This window comes from Amycolatopsis sp. NPDC041971 (assembly GCF_055588925.1).
Genome location: NZ_JBVJCE010000001.1, coordinates 456,613 through 471,001, shown reverse-complemented (window position 1 = coordinate 471,001; position 14,389 = coordinate 456,613). Strand labels below are relative to the sequence as shown.

Sequence of the window (14,389 nt, the reverse complement as noted above, 5' to 3'; positions counted from 1 at the left end):
GGGGTGGTTGGGGGTGGGGGTTTGTTGTGTTGGTGTTTGTATGTTCTCTCCCCCCCCCCCCCCCCCCCCCCCCCCCCCCACCACCGGGACCGACGCGGTACGCGGGTTGACCGCCTACCGCCGCCGAGTACGAGGATCCCGGACGGTCAATGCCCGGAACCGTCATCGGGGTCGTGAGTGGCGATTCGGGCTAGAACCCGAAACGCCACTCACGACCAACCCGACCCACGACCCACCGCCGCCCGCCGAGTTACCCCCAGCCTGTGGACAACTCTGTGCACAGGTCTGTGGACCGGCGAAAGAAAGGGCCCCGCCGAGCCGGAGCTCGACGGGGCCACAATCCCTAGTGGTTTCAGGCGCCCGCGGGCACCGGAAGTGGGAGTCCGGGGAGGCTCTGGTCGTTCGGCACCTTGCCGTCGACGAGGAAGTCCTCCACGACCTTGTCCACACCCGCGTTGCCGCCGGCGTAGATGCCGTGGTCGCCTTCACCGGTCACCGTGATCATCCGCGAGCCGGCGAACGCGCGGTGCGCACGGGTCGCACCCTCGATCGGGGTCGCGGGGTCGTTCACCGACTGGACGATCAGCACCGGCGGGACGCCGCGGCCGTCGAGCTTCGGCAGGTCGACCGGCTTGTTCTTCCAGAAGATGCACGGCTGGATCAGCCAGCCGGCGCCCAGCAGCGGCAGGTCGCGGTCGATCAGCTTCTGCGACTGGCGGATGACGCTCTGCCGGTTGCCGGTCCATTTGCCCTCGTTGCAGGGGATGGTCCAGAAGCTGGCGTTGTAGGAGTCGCCGTCGGTCGGGACGAACAGCGGCTGCGGGCCGATGACGCCGTCACCGTCCACCGTCTCCGCCTTGACCTTCTGTGCGGCGGCCGACTTCTGCTGCTGCGACGAGGTGCCCTCGGTCAGCGTCTTCAGGTTGACCAGGTAGTCGGCCAGCGCCGGGAAGTTGCGCTTCGAGTAGAGGTACGACGCGATGGTCGAGTCGAGGGCGTTGGCCGAAACCGGGACGCCGTCCACCTCGACCGGGTTCTGCGTCAGCGCGAAGCGGACCCTCTCGTAGGTCTGGCGAGCGGCCTCCCCGTTCTTGCCGAAGCCGTAGAGCTTGTTGTACTTGCCGATCCACGGCAGGAAGTCCTGACGCCAGCGGCGCTCGAAGCCGAGCGGCTGCCCGTCGAACGAGTTCTGCCAGGTGGTGGTGAACTCGGTCGAGGAGTCGAGCAGGAAGCGGCCGGTCCGGGTGGGGAACTGCTGCGCGTAGTGCGCGCCCATCCAGGTGCCCGCCGAGTAGCCGACCCAGTTGATCTTGTCGCGGCCCAGAAGGACGCGCAGCAGGTCGATGTCACGGATGGTCTGGGCGGTGTTGATCAGCGGGCCCAGCTCACCGGACTTCACCTGGCAGGAGTCGGCCGCGTACTTGGTGGCGTCCAGGATCAGGTTGAGGTTCGCCCGGCTGCGGTCGCGCGGGTCGAGGTCGGAGCCGGTGCCGATCGCGTTGCCGCAAGTGATGTTGGTGCTCTTGCCGGTGCCGCGCGGGTCGAGACCGATGATGTCCTGGTTCGCGCGCAGCTTCGCCTGGTTACGCAGACGGGCCGGGAAGTTACGGCCCGGAGCGCCGGGGCCACCCGGGTTGGTGATCACGCTGGCGGTCGAATTGCCACTGGTGGCGGCGAGGCGGCTGACGGCGATCGTCAGATCGATGGCCTCGTTCGTCCTGTACCAGTTGCGCGGTGCGCGGTAGGTCGCGCACTCGATGTTTTCGGCCCCCGGAGGCGGCGCGGACGGCAGCTCGCCGACGGTGCACTTGTGCCAGTCCAGCTTCTGGTCCGCGTACTTCGCCGGAATGTTGGTGGAGTTCAGCGGCTGCTGCCGGGCAGCCTCCGGTCCTGCGAACGCAGGAGTGAACCCGGCCAGCATGGTGCCGGCGACAGCCGGGATCACCACCGCATAGCGGAGTTTCTTCATCCGATGCCCCTTTGATCTTGCGTGCGAAGTTCCTGTTCGCGACTTGCGGCTATTGATATCCGGCGGGGAGCGGGACGGCAACCGCCCTTCGTCGTATGAGGCGTCGCTGATCAAATCGATATCGGGCACGCGTGACCCGGGTGGGGGAGAGGTCTTAGGGTCATCGGGACCATCCGGGGGTACGGGAAATGTTAGGTGAGGTCCGATGGCGTCAGGTAAGGCAGGCGGGAGGGCGAGGGGCTTTCAGTTCAGCCCCTGGAACCTCCTGCTGATCATCCCGTTGCTGGTGCTGATCACGTCCTTGTTCAATTCGGACGGGCCGCGGGTGTTCGGGATGCCGTTCTTCTACTGGTTCCAATTCGTGTTCGTGGCCGTGGGCGTCCTGTGCACCTGGATCGTCTACGTGATGACCAAGGACAAGCCGACCAGTGAGCGTCCCGACCGGCTGTCCGTGGACGAGCTCGACGAGGGGGACGTCAAGTGAGCAACATCCAATGGCCAGAGCTGATCGTCTTCTCGATCCTCTTCGCGGTGGTCACCGTGCTCGGCTTCGTCGCTTCGCGCTGGAAGGCCGGCAACACCCTCGACCACCTGGACGAATGGGGCCTCGGCGGCCGCAAGTTCGGTTCGTGGATCACCTGGTTCCTGCTCGGTGGTGACCTCTACACGGCGTACACGTTCGTCGCCGTCCCCGCGCTGATGTTCAGCGCCGGCGCGATGGGCATGTTCGCGTTGCCGTACACGATCATCGTCTATCCGATCGTGTTGATGCCGGCGCTGCGCATGTGGTCGGTTTCGCGCGTCCGCGGCTACGTCACGCCCGCCGACTTCGTCCGCGGCCGCTTCGGTTCGCCGACGCTGGCGCTGCTGATCGCGATCACCGGCATCATCGCGACGATGCCGTACATCGCGCTGCAGCTCGTCGGCCTCGAAGCGGTGCTGCGGACCATGGGCATCAACGGTTCCGGCGTCGTCGGTCACCTGCCGCTGCTGGTCGCCTTCATCATCCTGGCGGTCTACACCTATCAGTCCGGCCTTCGCGCGCCCGCGCTGATCGCGTTCGTCAAGGACATCCTGATCTATCTCGTGATCATCGTGGCGATCATCTACCTGCCCTCGAAGCTCGGCGGCTGGTCGGCGATCTTCGACGCGGCCGACGCCAAGTTCGACAAGACGCAGTCCCCGGCGGACGGCATCCTGCTCAACGCGAACAACCAGTTGCAGTACGCGACACTGGCGCTCGGTTCGGCGCTCGCGCTGTTCCTGTACCCGCACTCGCTCACCAGCGTGCTCGCTTCGCGCGGTCGCAGCGTGATCAAGCGGAACATGGTCGCCCTCCCGGCGTACTCGCTGGTGCTGGGTCTGCTGGCGCTGCTCGGTTACGTCGCGATCAGCGCCTCGGTCTCGCCGATCACCAACAACGCCACCGGCAAACCGGACACGAACACCGTCGTCCCGGTGCTGTTCGACTCGCAGTTCTCGTCGTGGTTCGCCGGGATCGCGTTCGCCGCGATCGGTATCGGCGCGCTGGTGCCCGCGGCGATCATGTCGATCGCGGCGGCCAACCTGTGGACCCGCAACATCTACAAGGAGTACATCAAGAAGGACGCGACGCCGGGCCAGGAGGCGAAGCAGGCCAAGCTCGCTTCGCTGATCGTGAAGTTCGGCGCGGTGGCGTTCATCTTGTTCATCGATCCGCAGTTCTCGATCGACCTTCAGCTCATCGGCGGCGTGCTGATCCTGCAGACGCTGCCGGCGGTCGCGATCTCGCTCTACACCCGGTGGTTCCACCGCTGGGGCCTGATCGCCGGTTGGGTGGTCGGCATCGGCTGGGGCCTGGTCATGCTCTACAACATCCCGAACGCGGCGACCGGCAAGGCGCATTTCGGTGGCTCGGCGCTGAAGCTCGGTGAGCTGTCGATCTTCGGCTGGCACCCGCTCAGCGGCTCGCAGCTGCAGATCTACGTCGGTTTCGTGGCGCTGATCGCGAACCTGCTGATCGCCGTCATCTTCACGGTGATCGCGCGGAAGTTGAAGGTCTTCAACGGCACGGACGACACCGAGGCCGAGGACTACCACGCCGATGAACACGACAAGGGACTCCGCGAGATCGGCGTCCACTAGTCACTGGTGATCGAAGGGGCCGCGTCCTGCCGGGACGCGGCCCTTCTCGTTGCGGCGTCCGCGACGAGATAGAGCACGAGCCCGTTCAGCAGGTGCCACAGGAAGTGCGTCCCGGCGGGGAAGTTCCCGCAGACCGTGTGGTCGGCCGTGCGGAACGAAAGGGACACCCCGAAGACACCCGCGGCGACGGCGAATCCGCGGCGGTGCTCACCCTTGAGAATGACCGCGAAGACCACGAGCCCGATCAACGCCGAAAGGTACAACCCGCCGCCCAGCGCCGCGACAAGGGCGGTGAAGGCGAGGAACACGGGGATGCCGATCCAGGACAGCCTGCGGTCGACGCCGAAGAACACGTGCGGGAACACGGCGGCGTAGTACAGGACGAACACCAGGATGAAGCCGGTGTCGGCCGCCGCGGACCAGCGGGTGGCGAGCAGGTGGAAGGCCGTGCTGCCGAGGAACACCAGTCCGATGAGGGCCGCGAAGACACGGCCGTTCGGTCGCCGCCAGACGGCGATCGCGGCGATCAGGAACGCGAGATTGCTGAGGCTGTTGAGCGGTTCTCCCCAGAGGCCGGGGGCCAGACGTTCGCAATAGCCGTCGAGGTAAGCGGTCCAGTTCACCTCTCCAGACAACCTTGTCCGCGTGAACTGCGGGTGTCGCCGCCCCGCCGTCCGAACGCCGACGTGTCGCGAAAGCCGGCACGCGTGTCTGGATGGACGGCACGCGTCGCGGTTCCGAGCAGGGCAGCGCGATCGCTCGCCGGTAGTGCCCGGCGGCGCGGGCGGGGTCTCCGGCCTGGAGCCACAGCGCGCCGAGGACGGCGGGCAGCAGGGTGTAGTCCGGCAGGTCGGCCTCGAAGGCCTCGAGTTCGGCGATCCCGGTGACCACACCGTCCACTATGGACAGCGCGATCGCGCGGTTCAGCCGTGCCACCGGCGACGGGCGCAGTGCCGGCAGATCGTCGTACAGGCCGACGATCCGGCGCCAGTCCGGTGGCTGAGCCGTGCTGTGGCACAGCGAAACAGCCTTCCTGCGTGCGCTCTTCCGCCCAGGCCAGGTAGTTCTCGACCACGCGTTGGGCTTCGCCGGGGCCGAGGTGGTCGTGCGAGTTCTTCGTTTGGGATCGATGGTCCCTGGACGAACGGGTGCTCCGCGAATCGACATCGTCCGTTCGTCACAGCTCCAGCCGCCAGGTCTGCCCGGTCAGCTCGTAGCCGAAGCCCTCGATCGTCTCTTCGCGCACCAGCCGGAAGCCAGCCTTCTGATAGACCGCCCTCGCCGCGTCCAGCAGCGAGACCGTCCAGAGTTCCATCGCCGGGTAGCCGGAGGCCCTCGCGAACTCGACGCACTCGGCGACCAGGCGTTTCCCGACGCCGCGGCCACGTGCGGCCGGTTCGAGGAGCAGCATCCGCAGCTTCGCGGTGATGCCGTCTTCGGCGGGCATGCAGAAGATGCTGCCGACACGTTCCCCGTCGAGTTCGGCGATCCAGCCCGCCTGGCGGGGGTCGCCGCGCCTGTCGACGTACTCGGCGACGACGCGGGCGACGAGTGCTTCGAAGCGTTCGTCCCAGCCGTATTCGCGGGAGTAGAGGGCGCCGTGGCGGTGGACCACCCAGCCGAAGTCGCCCGGCCGAGGCGGGCGCAGGACGAGTACGGGATTCGGGGCGCGCTCGCCGACCAGCGAGGTGATCGTGTCCATGGCGCCGAGCAGGCGCTCTTGCTCGTCTTCGCCGAACCTGCCGAGTAGCGAGCCGATCCGGCCCACCGACCGTTGGTCGAGGACGCCGAAGGCCTTTCGGCCGTCCTCGGTCAGCCGGACGACTTGGCGGCGGGCGTCCTCGTCGCTGCGTTCGCGAGTGAGGAGACCTCGTCCCTCGAGCCTCGCGAGCAGTCTGCTCGCGTATCCGGCGTCGAGATCGAGACGTTTACGCAGGTCGGTGACCTGAGTGGGGTTCTGCTGGGCGAGTTCGAAGAGGACCCGGGCCTCGCTCAGGGAGTACTCGGCGTCGGCCGGTCCTTCGTCGAGGACGCCGATCACACCGGTGTACAGGCGGTTGAAGGCCCGGACGGTCGCCACCCGGTCCGCGGAACGAATCATTTGACCACCTCAACAAATTCGTTGACTAGGTCAAGTGTTACGCCGCGAAGCGGTGAAGGCAAGAAATCTTTCGGGGTGGACATATGGAAACCCCGTGATGCTGCCAGGTCGGGGGTCCGCCAGCATCACGGGGTCGTAATGGGTATCGACGCCGCTTTCCACGGCGTTACACCTCACGCACTATGTGTCGTAGGTCACTCGAAAGGGCGACACCTACAACGGTGGTGGTCGGGTCAGCGCATGTGCGTGTGACGCGCCTGGGAGATAGCGATGAGCTCCTGACGAACGGTCGCGGTGGCCGCGGTGTCGATCGCCCGGTTCAGGGCCCGGCGAGTGCGAGCCTCGGCGCGACGGGCACGGAGCTTGGCGGCGATGTTGTTCATCGGTTGTGTCATCCCCTTGGGAGTAGATCTTGCGTCTTCGTGGCTGTGCTTCTAGTATGCACCCTTTTTCACAAGGATGCCAACGATTATCCGGTGACTTGGCGCACTTGCCGATGAATCATCGGCAACTAGCGCGCAAAACCGAAGAGTTTTGGTGGCGCCGGTCACTTCTTGGTAACGCTGGAGATATCTAGCGTTTGCCCTATAAGGCCGAAGAGAGCGCGATGAAGGGACGATAGCTGTCTCTAACGCTTCCTAGAGCTGAGGCTATAAAGCCGGAGAGAGGCTTAGTCGCGGCCGAGCAGATAGTGGCCGAAGTGCGGGACCGTGAAGGCGATGTGACCGCGCTCGGCGGAGTAAACGAGGCCCTTCTTCATCAGGCTGTCCCGCGCCGGCGACAGCGACGAAGGCTTTCGTCCCAGGTAGACGGCCACATCGGCGGTTCCGGCGGACTCGTCCCGGCCCTGGGTCAGCTCGGCCATCGCGAGCAGGTACTCACGTTCGGCGGGCGTCGCGCGTTCGTACCGGGAGCCGAAGAAGCCGACCGCGAGTTCCGATTCGGCCTCCGGGGCGGCGACCTGGACGTCCTTTACGGTGATGGGATCAGCGGGCGCGGCATCCCAGGCGGCCTTGCCGTACGCCTGGATGAAGTACGGATACCCGCCCGACGCGTCGAACAGGGCGTCCAGCGCTTCGGGTTCGATGCCCGCGTCCTCGCGTTCGATGGGCGCCATCACCGCGAGGTCGGCGTCTTCACGTTCAAGCCTGTCGATGCGCGCGTAGCGGAAGAGACGTTCCGAGTACGACTTCGACGCCGACAGGACCGCGGGCACGTGCGGCAGCCCCGCGCCGACCACGACCAGCGGCGCCCCGGACTGCGAGAGTTCGTGGCAGGCGGCACAGAGTGCGGAGACGTCTTCGGGCAGCAAGTCCTGGATCTCGTCGATCAGCAGCGCGACCCCGGTGCCGACGTCGGCCGCCAACTCCGCGACCTCGGTGAACAGCTCGACCAGGTCGATTTCGATGTCGCCCGAATCGGCGCGGCCCTGCGCGGCGGGCACGTCGATACCGGGTTGCCAGCGGTCACGGAGCTTCGCGTCCGGTTTGTTGGCGCGCAGCGCGAACGCCTTGAGCACGCCGAGCACGTGCTCGACCCGGTCCGGCGCGCGATGGCGCACGGCGAGGTCGCGGATCGCGCGATGCAACGCGGCCGAAAGCGGCCGCCTGAGCTCGGTGTCCGGGCGGGCTTCGATCTTGCCGGCGCCCCAGCCGTGCTTGATGGCCCTTGAGCGCAGTTCGCCCAGCAGCACGGTCTTCCCCACGCCACGCAGGCCGGTCAGCATCAGGCTGCGTTCAGGTCTTCCGCGCGCGACCCGTTCGAGCACGACCTCGAAGGCCTGGAGCTCGCGCACGCGGCCTGCCAGCTCGGGCGGCCGTTGACCGGCGCCCGGGGCGAAGGGGTTGCGGATGGGATCCACTCTCATACGCTATCGGCGTTTCTAGCTCTCGCCCGATAATCCGCCATAGAGGGATAGGCGTGTCGCGACGGGTTACTCCGAGTGGACGGGTCTGCAGCCCCGTCCACTCATCAGTCGCGCAGGTTGCGCTCGGCGTAGACCGTCATCGCGTCACGGATGTACTCCGCGGTGCCGGCGCCGTGCTTCTCGTCGTACTGCCCGTAGCGGGGGTCGTCGACGTACAGCTGCCCGAGACCGGCGAAGTAGCCCTTCGACACGGCCCGCACGGCCGGCCGAAGCCACTCGTACAGCCGCCGCGTGATCGCCTGGGCCTCGTCGCCGTCGGCGGGCAACCCGTTGGCGCGCGCCGCGCCGAAGGCCGCCGCGATGTCCTTCTGTTCCTGCTGGTGCGCCTTCTTGTCCTCGGCGCTGAGGGACTTCCACCACCGGTCGCCCTGCTTGTAGGCGTCGGCGCCCCAGCGTTCGGTGACCTCCTTTTCGTACTTCGCGTGGTCGAAGCCGTCGAACACTTCCGTTGCCATCAGTTGTTCACCTCTTTCTGTCTTCATCAAGGTCGTCCTGACCGATTCGATCTGCCGTCCGAGCCGCTGTCGCTCCTGCTCCAGCCACTTCAGGTGCGTGCGTAGCGCCGCTGTCGTGTCCTGCTCCCCTTCGAGCACTTCACCGATCGCGGGCAGGCTCAGCCCGAGTTCGCGAAGCAGCAGGATCCGTTGCAGCCGCACCAGCGCGTCCTGGTCGTAGTAGCGGTATCCATTGCTCCCCACCCGGCTCGGTTCGAGCAGCCCGATGTCGCCGTAGTGGCGCAGCGTGCGGCTCGTGGTCCCGGCCGAGCGGGCGATGTCCTGGATCGACCACTCCTGCTCGTTCGGCATGTCCACGAAGGTAGAGGTTGACGTTGCGTCAAAGTCAATCGAAGTTCACCCGGCCGTGGGATGGTGCCCGGATGAAGACATTCGCGCTGGTCATGGCCGCCGTGCTGACCTTGACGTCGGCCGGGGTCGCCGACGCGCATCCGCGTCGCGCGTTCGACATCCAGGCCCACCGCGGCGGGCTCGGTCTCACGGTCGAGAGCACGCTCGCGTCGTTCGGCGAGGCGATGGAGCTGGGGGTGACCACGCTCGAACTCGACCTCCAGATCACCAAGGACGGTCGCGAGGTGATCACCCACGACCGCAAGACGACACCCGCGAAATGCCGCGACACCGCGCCCGCGACGCCCGGCGACCCGGCGTATCCGTATGTCGGCAAATACGTGAAGGACCTGACGTTCGCGCAGGTCCGCACGCTGGACTGCGGTTCGATCCGCCAGCCCGCACATCCCGGCCAGACGCTCTCCCCCGGTGCCAAGATGCCGACGCTCGCCGAGCTTTTCCGGCTGGCCGGGGACCACCGTGCCTGGGGCATCAAGTTCAACATCGAGACGAAGGTCGAGGCCGCCGCGCCGCACGAGACGGCGCCGCGTGAGCAGTTCGTCCAGCGGGCGGTGCGCGAGATCGTGCGTGGAGGGTTCGCGCACAACGTCTCGATCCAGAGCTTCGACTGGGGCGCGCTGATGCGGTTCCGCGAGGTCGCGCCGTGGCTCCCGACGGTCGCGCTGACCCAGCCCGAATTCCTGCAGGCCGGACAGCCGGGCAAGTCGCCGTGGCTGGGCGGGCTCGACATCGACGACTTCGGCGGCAGCCCCGTCCGCGCGGTGAAGTCGTTCGGCGCGAAGGCACTCTCGCCGGTGCACGGCAACCCGCAGGGTGGCAAGGTCGGCGACCCCGGCTACCGGCCGTTCACGACGAAAGCGCTGGTCACCGAGGCGCATCGCGCGGGGATCAAGGTCGTGCCCTGGACGATCAACGACCCGGCCACCATGCACAAACTCGTCGACGACGGGGTCGACGGCCTCATCACCGACTATCCGGACCGCCTTCGGGAGGTCGCGGCCGACCGTGGCTTCAAGCTGCCGAGGTCGTATCGAGCCCGCTAGCGAGATCTAGCGCTGTCTAGCGCCAGAGAAATATTCCGGGATACTCCGGTAGCGGGGGTTCGGTGACGTGGCGGGCGGGAAGACTGGGGATAGGTTTGTTTCCGGGCCCGGATCAGAAAGGCTACGACCGTGATTCTCCGTCGCGTCGCACGTCCGCTCCTCGCCGCGATCTTCATCTCCGGTGGGATCGGCGCGCTGAGGGACACCCAGGGGCACGCCAAGGCGGCGGAGCCGTTCCTCACCGAGTCGTTCAAGAAGCTGGAAGGCGTGGTACCGGACTCGGTGCCGCGCGATCCCGCCACCCTCATCCGGATCGACGCCGCGGTGAAGGTCGGCGCCGGGGTCGCGCTCGCCGCGGGCAAGGCCCCGCGCCTGGCCTCGCTGCTGCTGCTCGGCAGCCTCGTCCCGACCACGCTGGCGACGCACCGGTTCTGGGAGATCCAGCAACCGGCCGAACGTCAGCAGCAGCAGATCCAGTTCATCAAGAACGCCGGTCTCGCCGGTGGTCTGCTGCTGGCCGCCGCCGACACCGCCGGCAAGCCGTCGTTCGGCTGGCGTGCCCGCCGCGCCGCGTCGAAGACGGAGAAGCACGCTGAGAAGCTGGCGAAGAAGGCCGAGAAGGCCATCACCAAGTGACACCCGCATTTAGTCCTCTGGATGCGTAAAGGCGCATCCAGAGGACTAAATGCGTGGGGTCAGGAGGTGAGGGCGGCGATGTCCTCTTCCTCGACGATCGTCCGCACCTCGACCTCGATCTCGTCGAACAGCGCGGCGTAGGACTCGGCGAACGAGACGGCCTCGGCCAGGTCCTTGGCGTTGATCAACGCGAACCCGCCGATGACCTCCTTGGCCTCGGTGAACGGGCCGTCGGTCGCGGTGATCTTGCCGCCGCGCACCTTGCGGACCTTCGCGCCCTTCTCCGACGGGTGCACGCCTTCCGCCGTGATCAGGAAGCCCTTCTCGAACGAGTCCTGGATGAAGGCACCCATCTGTTCGATGAACTCCTTGCTGGGGTTCCAGGCTTCCGGGGCGCTCTCGTCGAGCCGGTGCATCATCAGAAACCGCATCGCTGCTCCTCAGTGTCTTGGCGGGGCTGTTTCTACCCCGCCTTCACCGACGCGTCGAGCGGCTCGACGGCGGTTCGACATTTCGACATGGAGTTTTCTCAGCGGCTCGCGACCTTCTTGTACTGGGCCGTCGCCAGCGGCGCGAAGATCGCGATGATGGCGACGCAGCACAGGATCGCGTACAGCGAAGCGTGCTCGGCCGGCCAGCCTGTCGGTGCCGCGCCGAACCGGTTCCCGAACAGGTCACGGGCCGAATTGATCACCGCGGTGAACGGGTTCCAGTCGGCGATCGCCTTCAGCACCCCCGGCAGCTTGTCCGCCGGGACGAACGCCGTCGAGATGAAGCTCAGCGGGAACATCCACATCAGCCCGGCGCTCTGCGCGACCTCGACACTGCGTGCGACGAGCCCGATCCACGCGCCGACCCAGGACAGGGCCCAGGCGAACATCAGCATCACCAGATAACCGAGCACGGCGTCGAAGAAGCTACCGCGGATCCGCCAGCCGACGAGCAACCCGCACAGCGACATGACGATCAGCGCGACCACGCTGATCACCAGATCCGACGTCGTCCGGCCGAAGATCACCGCGAGACGGGAGATCGGCAGCGAACGGAACCTGTCGATGATGCCCTTCTGCAGGTCGTTCGCGAACCCGATCACGGTGAACGCCGAGTTGAACGCGACCGTCTGCGCGAAGATGCCGGCGATCAGGAACTCCCGATACGCGAGCCCACCCGCTTCCCCGCCGATCGCGTCGCCGAAGACGTACGCGAACAGCAGCACGAACATGATCGGCTGCAGGGTCGCCGCCATCAGCCAGTCCGGGTTGCGCTGGACGTTCTTCAGGTTCCGCCAGGTGATCACGCCACCATCGGAAAAGGCCTTCGCGACCGCGCTCACTTCTTCTCCCCCTCGTCCGTGGCGTGCCCTGTCAGCGAAAGGAACACGTCGTCGAGCGTCGGCCGGTGCAGCGCGACGTCCTGAATGGCGACGCCGTGGCCGTCCAGCCGCCGCAGCGCCTCGATCAACGCCTTCGGCCCGCCCTCGACCAGGACGTCGACCTTGCGGGTGTGCTCGTCGACCGACGGCGTCCCCGAGCCGACCTCGGTCAGCACCTGCGTGGTGACGGCGAGATCGCTCGTGTTCGCCACGACCAGCTCCAGCCGCTCGCCGCCGATCTCCTGCTTGAGCTCGTCGGCCGTGCCGCGCGCGATGACCTTCCCCTTGTCGATCACCACGATCGAGTCGGCGAGCTGATCGGCCTCCTCCAGGTACTGCGTGGTCAGCAGCACCGTGGTGCCGTCGGCGACGAGTTCCTTGATGACCTCCCAGGTGTCGATCCGGCCGCGCGGGTCGAGCCCGGTGGTCGGTTCGTCGAGGATCACCACCGTCGGCTCGGCGACCAGCGCCCCCGCGAGGTCGAGCCGTCGCCGCATACCGCCGGAATACGTCTTGGCGGGCCTGTCCGCCGCGTCCTCCAGCCGGAACCGCGCGAGCAGTTCACGCGCCCTGGACTTCGCCGCGGCCTTCTTGCTCCCGTACAACCTGCCGACCATGTACAGGTTCTCGAACCCGGTGAGGTTTTCGTCCACGGCGGCGTACTGCCCGGACAACCCGATCGACCGCCGGACGGCGTCGGGCTGGGCCAGCACGTCATGCCCGGCCACCTCCGCCTCGCCCGAATCCGGGCGGAGCAGGGTGGTCAGGATGCGGACCGTCGTCGTCTTGCCGGCACCGTTCGGCCCCAGCAGGCCCAGCACCTTGCCCTTCGGGATCGACAGATCGACCCCGTCGAGCGCCCGTGTGGACCCATAGGTTTTGACCAGCGCTTTCGCCTGTACTGCGAGCATGCGCACACGCTAGACCCGGGCACCGACAAAGGCACCCGGGTTTCCCCGATCCGCCGCGGGCGAACGGCTACTTTTCGAGGATCGCGGTGACGCCCTGGCCGCCCGCCGCACAGATCGAGATGAGCCCGCGACCGGAACCCTTCTCGTTCACCAGCTTCGCGAGCGTGGCGACGATACGGCCGCCGGTCGCGGCGAACGGGTGCCCGGCCGCCAGCGACGAGCCGTTGACGTTCAGTTTCGCCCGATCGATGGAGCCGAGCGGCTCGTCGAGGCCCAGCTTCTCCTTGGCGAACGCCGGGTCCTCCCACGCCTTGAGGGTGGCCAGCACCTGCGACGCGAAGGCCTCGTGGATCTCGTAGAAGTCGAAGTCCTGCAAGGTGAGCCCGGCGCGGTCGAGCATCCTCGGGACGGCGTACGCGGGCGCCATCAGCAAGCCTTCATCGCCGTGGACGTAGTCGACGGCCGCGGTCTGCGAGAACGTCAGGTACGCCAGCACCGGCAGCTTCCGCGCCTTCGCCCACTGCTCGGTCGCGAGCAGGACCGTCGACGCGCCGTCGGACAGCGGCGTCGAGTTGCCCGCGGTCATCGTGCCGTCAGGACCACCGAAGGCGGGCTTCAGCTTCGCGAGCTTCTCGACGCTGGAGTCCGGCCGCAGGTTCTGGTCGCGGGCCAGCTTCAGGTACGGCGTCACCAGATCGTCGAAGAAACCCTTGTCGTACGCGGCACCGAGCCGCTGGTGGCTGGTCGCGGCGAGTTCGTCCTGCGCCTCGCGGGTGATCTCCCAGACCTTCGCGGTCAGCGCGGCGTGCTCGCCCATGGACAGGCCGGTACGCGGCTCGGAGTTGCGCGGGATCTCGGGGACGATGTGGCCGGGGCGCAGCTTCGCGGCGAGCTTCAGCCGGTCGGGGAGCGTCTTCGCGGCGTTGAGCTGCACGAGGATCTGGCGCAGGTCGTCGTTGACCGCCAGCGGCGCGTCGGACGTGGTGTCGACGCCGCCCGCGATGGCCGAGTCGATCTGGCCGAGGGCGATCTTGTTGGCGACGTTGATGATCGCCTGCAGGCCGGTGCCGCACGCCATCTGCACGTCGGAAGCCGGGGTGGCGGGGTTCAGCCTGCTGCCGAGGACGCTTTCGCGGGCGAGGTTGAAGTCGCGGGCGTGCTTGAGCACGGCGCCGGCGGCGACCTCGCCGATCACCTCGTCCTGCAGGGAGAAGCGGCTGACCAGGCCGTCGAGGGCGGCCGTGAACATGTCCTGGTTCGAAGCTTTCGCGTACGGACCGTTCGAGCGGGCGAAGGGGATCCGGTTGCCGCCGATGATCGCGACCTTGCGCACGGGTGCCGTCCTTTTCGTGGCCATTTTTTTCCACTCCTCCGTAGGCTCTCTCACACTGTAACCTACTAGCGAGTAGGTTAGAATGCGACGTGATGCAAACTGCACGG

Annotated in this window: 14 protein-coding genes; 4 read left to right on the top strand and 10 right to left on the bottom strand. The window is 67.1% G+C overall.

What is annotated here, in order from left to right; genetic code table 11:
- Positions 1-352: 352 nt before the first annotated feature.
- A complete protein-coding gene (locus tag ACZ6DT_RS02375; protein ID WP_465587423.1) occupies positions 353-1,969 on the bottom strand; it encodes an alpha/beta hydrolase in 1,617 nt (538 codons plus the stop codon).
- A 205-nt stretch (positions 1,970-2,174) separates the two neighbouring features.
- Between ACZ6DT_RS02375 and ACZ6DT_RS02370 the strand changes: the two genes are divergently transcribed.
- Together ACZ6DT_RS02370 and mctP are read left to right on the top strand one after the other, a co-directional pair.
- Complete coding sequence (locus ACZ6DT_RS02370) at positions 2,175-2,453, top strand: DUF3311 domain-containing protein (RefSeq protein ID WP_465587420.1); 279 nt, start codon at positions 2,175-2,177, stop codon at positions 2,451-2,453.
- Positions 2,450-4,093: a monocarboxylate uptake permease MctP gene (gene mctP, locus ACZ6DT_RS02365; RefSeq protein WP_465587417.1), complete on the top strand. Its 1,644-nt coding sequence runs from the start codon at positions 2,450-2,452 to the stop codon at positions 4,091-4,093. Before ACZ6DT_RS02370 ends, mctP begins: the two co-directional genes overlap by 4 nt.
- Here the strand turns inward: mctP and ACZ6DT_RS02360 are convergent.
- From ACZ6DT_RS02360 to ACZ6DT_RS02340, 5 genes are all read right to left on the bottom strand, one after another.
- Complete coding sequence (locus ACZ6DT_RS02360; RefSeq protein ID WP_465587415.1) at positions 4,090-4,716, bottom strand: hypothetical protein; 627 nt, start codon at positions 4,714-4,716, stop codon at positions 4,090-4,092. The genes mctP and ACZ6DT_RS02360 overlap by 4 nt on opposite strands.
- Positions 4,717-5,270: 554 nt before the next feature.
- A complete protein-coding gene (locus tag ACZ6DT_RS02355) occupies positions 5,271-6,194 on the bottom strand; it encodes a bifunctional helix-turn-helix transcriptional regulator/GNAT family N-acetyltransferase (RefSeq protein ID WP_465587412.1) in 924 nt (307 codons plus the stop codon).
- A 233-nt stretch (positions 6,195-6,427) separates the two neighbouring features.
- Complete coding sequence (locus ACZ6DT_RS02350; protein ID WP_465588869.1) at positions 6,428-6,589, bottom strand: hypothetical protein; 162 nt, start codon at positions 6,587-6,589, stop codon at positions 6,428-6,430.
- Between the two features lie 275 nt (positions 6,590-6,864).
- The gene (locus tag ACZ6DT_RS02345) at positions 6,865-8,055 is read right to left on the bottom strand and encodes an AAA family ATPase (RefSeq protein WP_465587409.1); all 1,191 of its coding nucleotides are present in this window, start codon (positions 8,053-8,055) and stop codon (positions 6,865-6,867) included.
- A gap of 110 nt (positions 8,056-8,165) precedes the next feature.
- Positions 8,166-8,927: a MerR family transcriptional regulator gene (locus ACZ6DT_RS02340; protein ID WP_465587407.1), complete on the bottom strand. Its 762-nt coding sequence runs from the start codon at positions 8,925-8,927 to the stop codon at positions 8,166-8,168.
- A 71-nt stretch (positions 8,928-8,998) separates the two neighbouring features.
- Between ACZ6DT_RS02340 and ACZ6DT_RS02335 the strand changes: the two genes are divergently transcribed.
- Positions 8,999-10,030 (top strand): glycerophosphodiester phosphodiesterase family protein, encoded by a 1,032-nt coding sequence (locus ACZ6DT_RS02335; protein ID WP_465587404.1) that lies wholly within the window; start codon positions 8,999-9,001, stop codon positions 10,028-10,030.
- Between the two features lie 129 nt (positions 10,031-10,159).
- A complete protein-coding gene (locus tag ACZ6DT_RS02330) occupies positions 10,160-10,666 on the top strand; it encodes a DoxX family membrane protein (protein ID WP_465587401.1) in 507 nt (168 codons plus the stop codon).
- 59 nt (positions 10,667-10,725) lie between these two features.
- On the opposite strand, the gene ACZ6DT_RS02325 is transcribed toward ACZ6DT_RS02330, so the two are convergent.
- From ACZ6DT_RS02325 to ACZ6DT_RS02310, 4 genes are all read right to left on the bottom strand, one after another.
- Positions 10,726-11,097 (bottom strand): YciI family protein, encoded by a 372-nt coding sequence (locus ACZ6DT_RS02325; RefSeq protein ID WP_465587398.1) that lies wholly within the window; start codon positions 11,095-11,097, stop codon positions 10,726-10,728.
- A gap of 98 nt (positions 11,098-11,195) precedes the next feature.
- Positions 11,196-11,999 (bottom strand): ABC transporter permease, encoded by an 804-nt coding sequence (locus tag ACZ6DT_RS02320; RefSeq protein WP_465587395.1) that lies wholly within the window; start codon positions 11,997-11,999, stop codon positions 11,196-11,198.
- Complete coding sequence (locus ACZ6DT_RS02315; protein ID WP_465587392.1) at positions 11,996-12,949, bottom strand: ATP-binding cassette domain-containing protein; 954 nt, start codon at positions 12,947-12,949, stop codon at positions 11,996-11,998. Before ACZ6DT_RS02315 ends, ACZ6DT_RS02320 begins: the two co-directional genes overlap by 4 nt.
- Before the next feature lie 67 nt (positions 12,950-13,016).
- Positions 13,017-14,306: an acetyl-CoA C-acetyltransferase gene (locus tag ACZ6DT_RS02310; protein ID WP_465587389.1), complete on the bottom strand. Its 1,290-nt coding sequence runs from the start codon at positions 14,304-14,306 to the stop codon at positions 13,017-13,019.
- Between the last annotated feature and the right edge of the window lie 83 nt (positions 14,307-14,389).

Coding starts and splice junctions, on each gene's coding strand:
- ACZ6DT_RS02355 (WP_465587412.1), bottom strand. CDS start 6,194: ATGATTCGTTCCGCGGACCGGGTGGCGACCGTCCGGGCCTTCAACCGC.
- ACZ6DT_RS02375 (WP_465587423.1), bottom strand. CDS start 1,969: ATGAAGAAACTCCGCTATGCGGTGGTGATCCCGGCTGTCGCCGGCACC.
- ACZ6DT_RS02350 (WP_465588869.1), bottom strand. CDS start 6,589: ATGACACAACCGATGAACAACATCGCCGCCAAGCTCCGTGCCCGTCGC.
- ACZ6DT_RS02340 (WP_465587407.1), bottom strand. CDS start 8,927: ATGCCGAACGAGCAGGAGTGGTCGATCCAGGACATCGCCCGCTCGGCC.
- ACZ6DT_RS02370 (WP_465587420.1), top strand. CDS start 2,175: ATGGCGTCAGGTAAGGCAGGCGGGAGGGCGAGGGGCTTTCAGTTCAGC.
- ACZ6DT_RS02335 (WP_465587404.1), top strand. CDS start 8,999: ATGAAGACATTCGCGCTGGTCATGGCCGCCGTGCTGACCTTGACGTCG.
- ACZ6DT_RS02310 (WP_465587389.1), bottom strand. CDS start 14,306: ATGGCCACGAAAAGGACGGCACCCGTGCGCAAGGTCGCGATCATCGGC.
- ACZ6DT_RS02325 (WP_465587398.1), bottom strand. CDS start 11,097: ATGCGGTTTCTGATGATGCACCGGCTCGACGAGAGCGCCCCGGAAGCC.
- ACZ6DT_RS02315 (WP_465587392.1), bottom strand. CDS start 12,949: ATGCTCGCAGTACAGGCGAAAGCGCTGGTCAAAACCTATGGGTCCACA.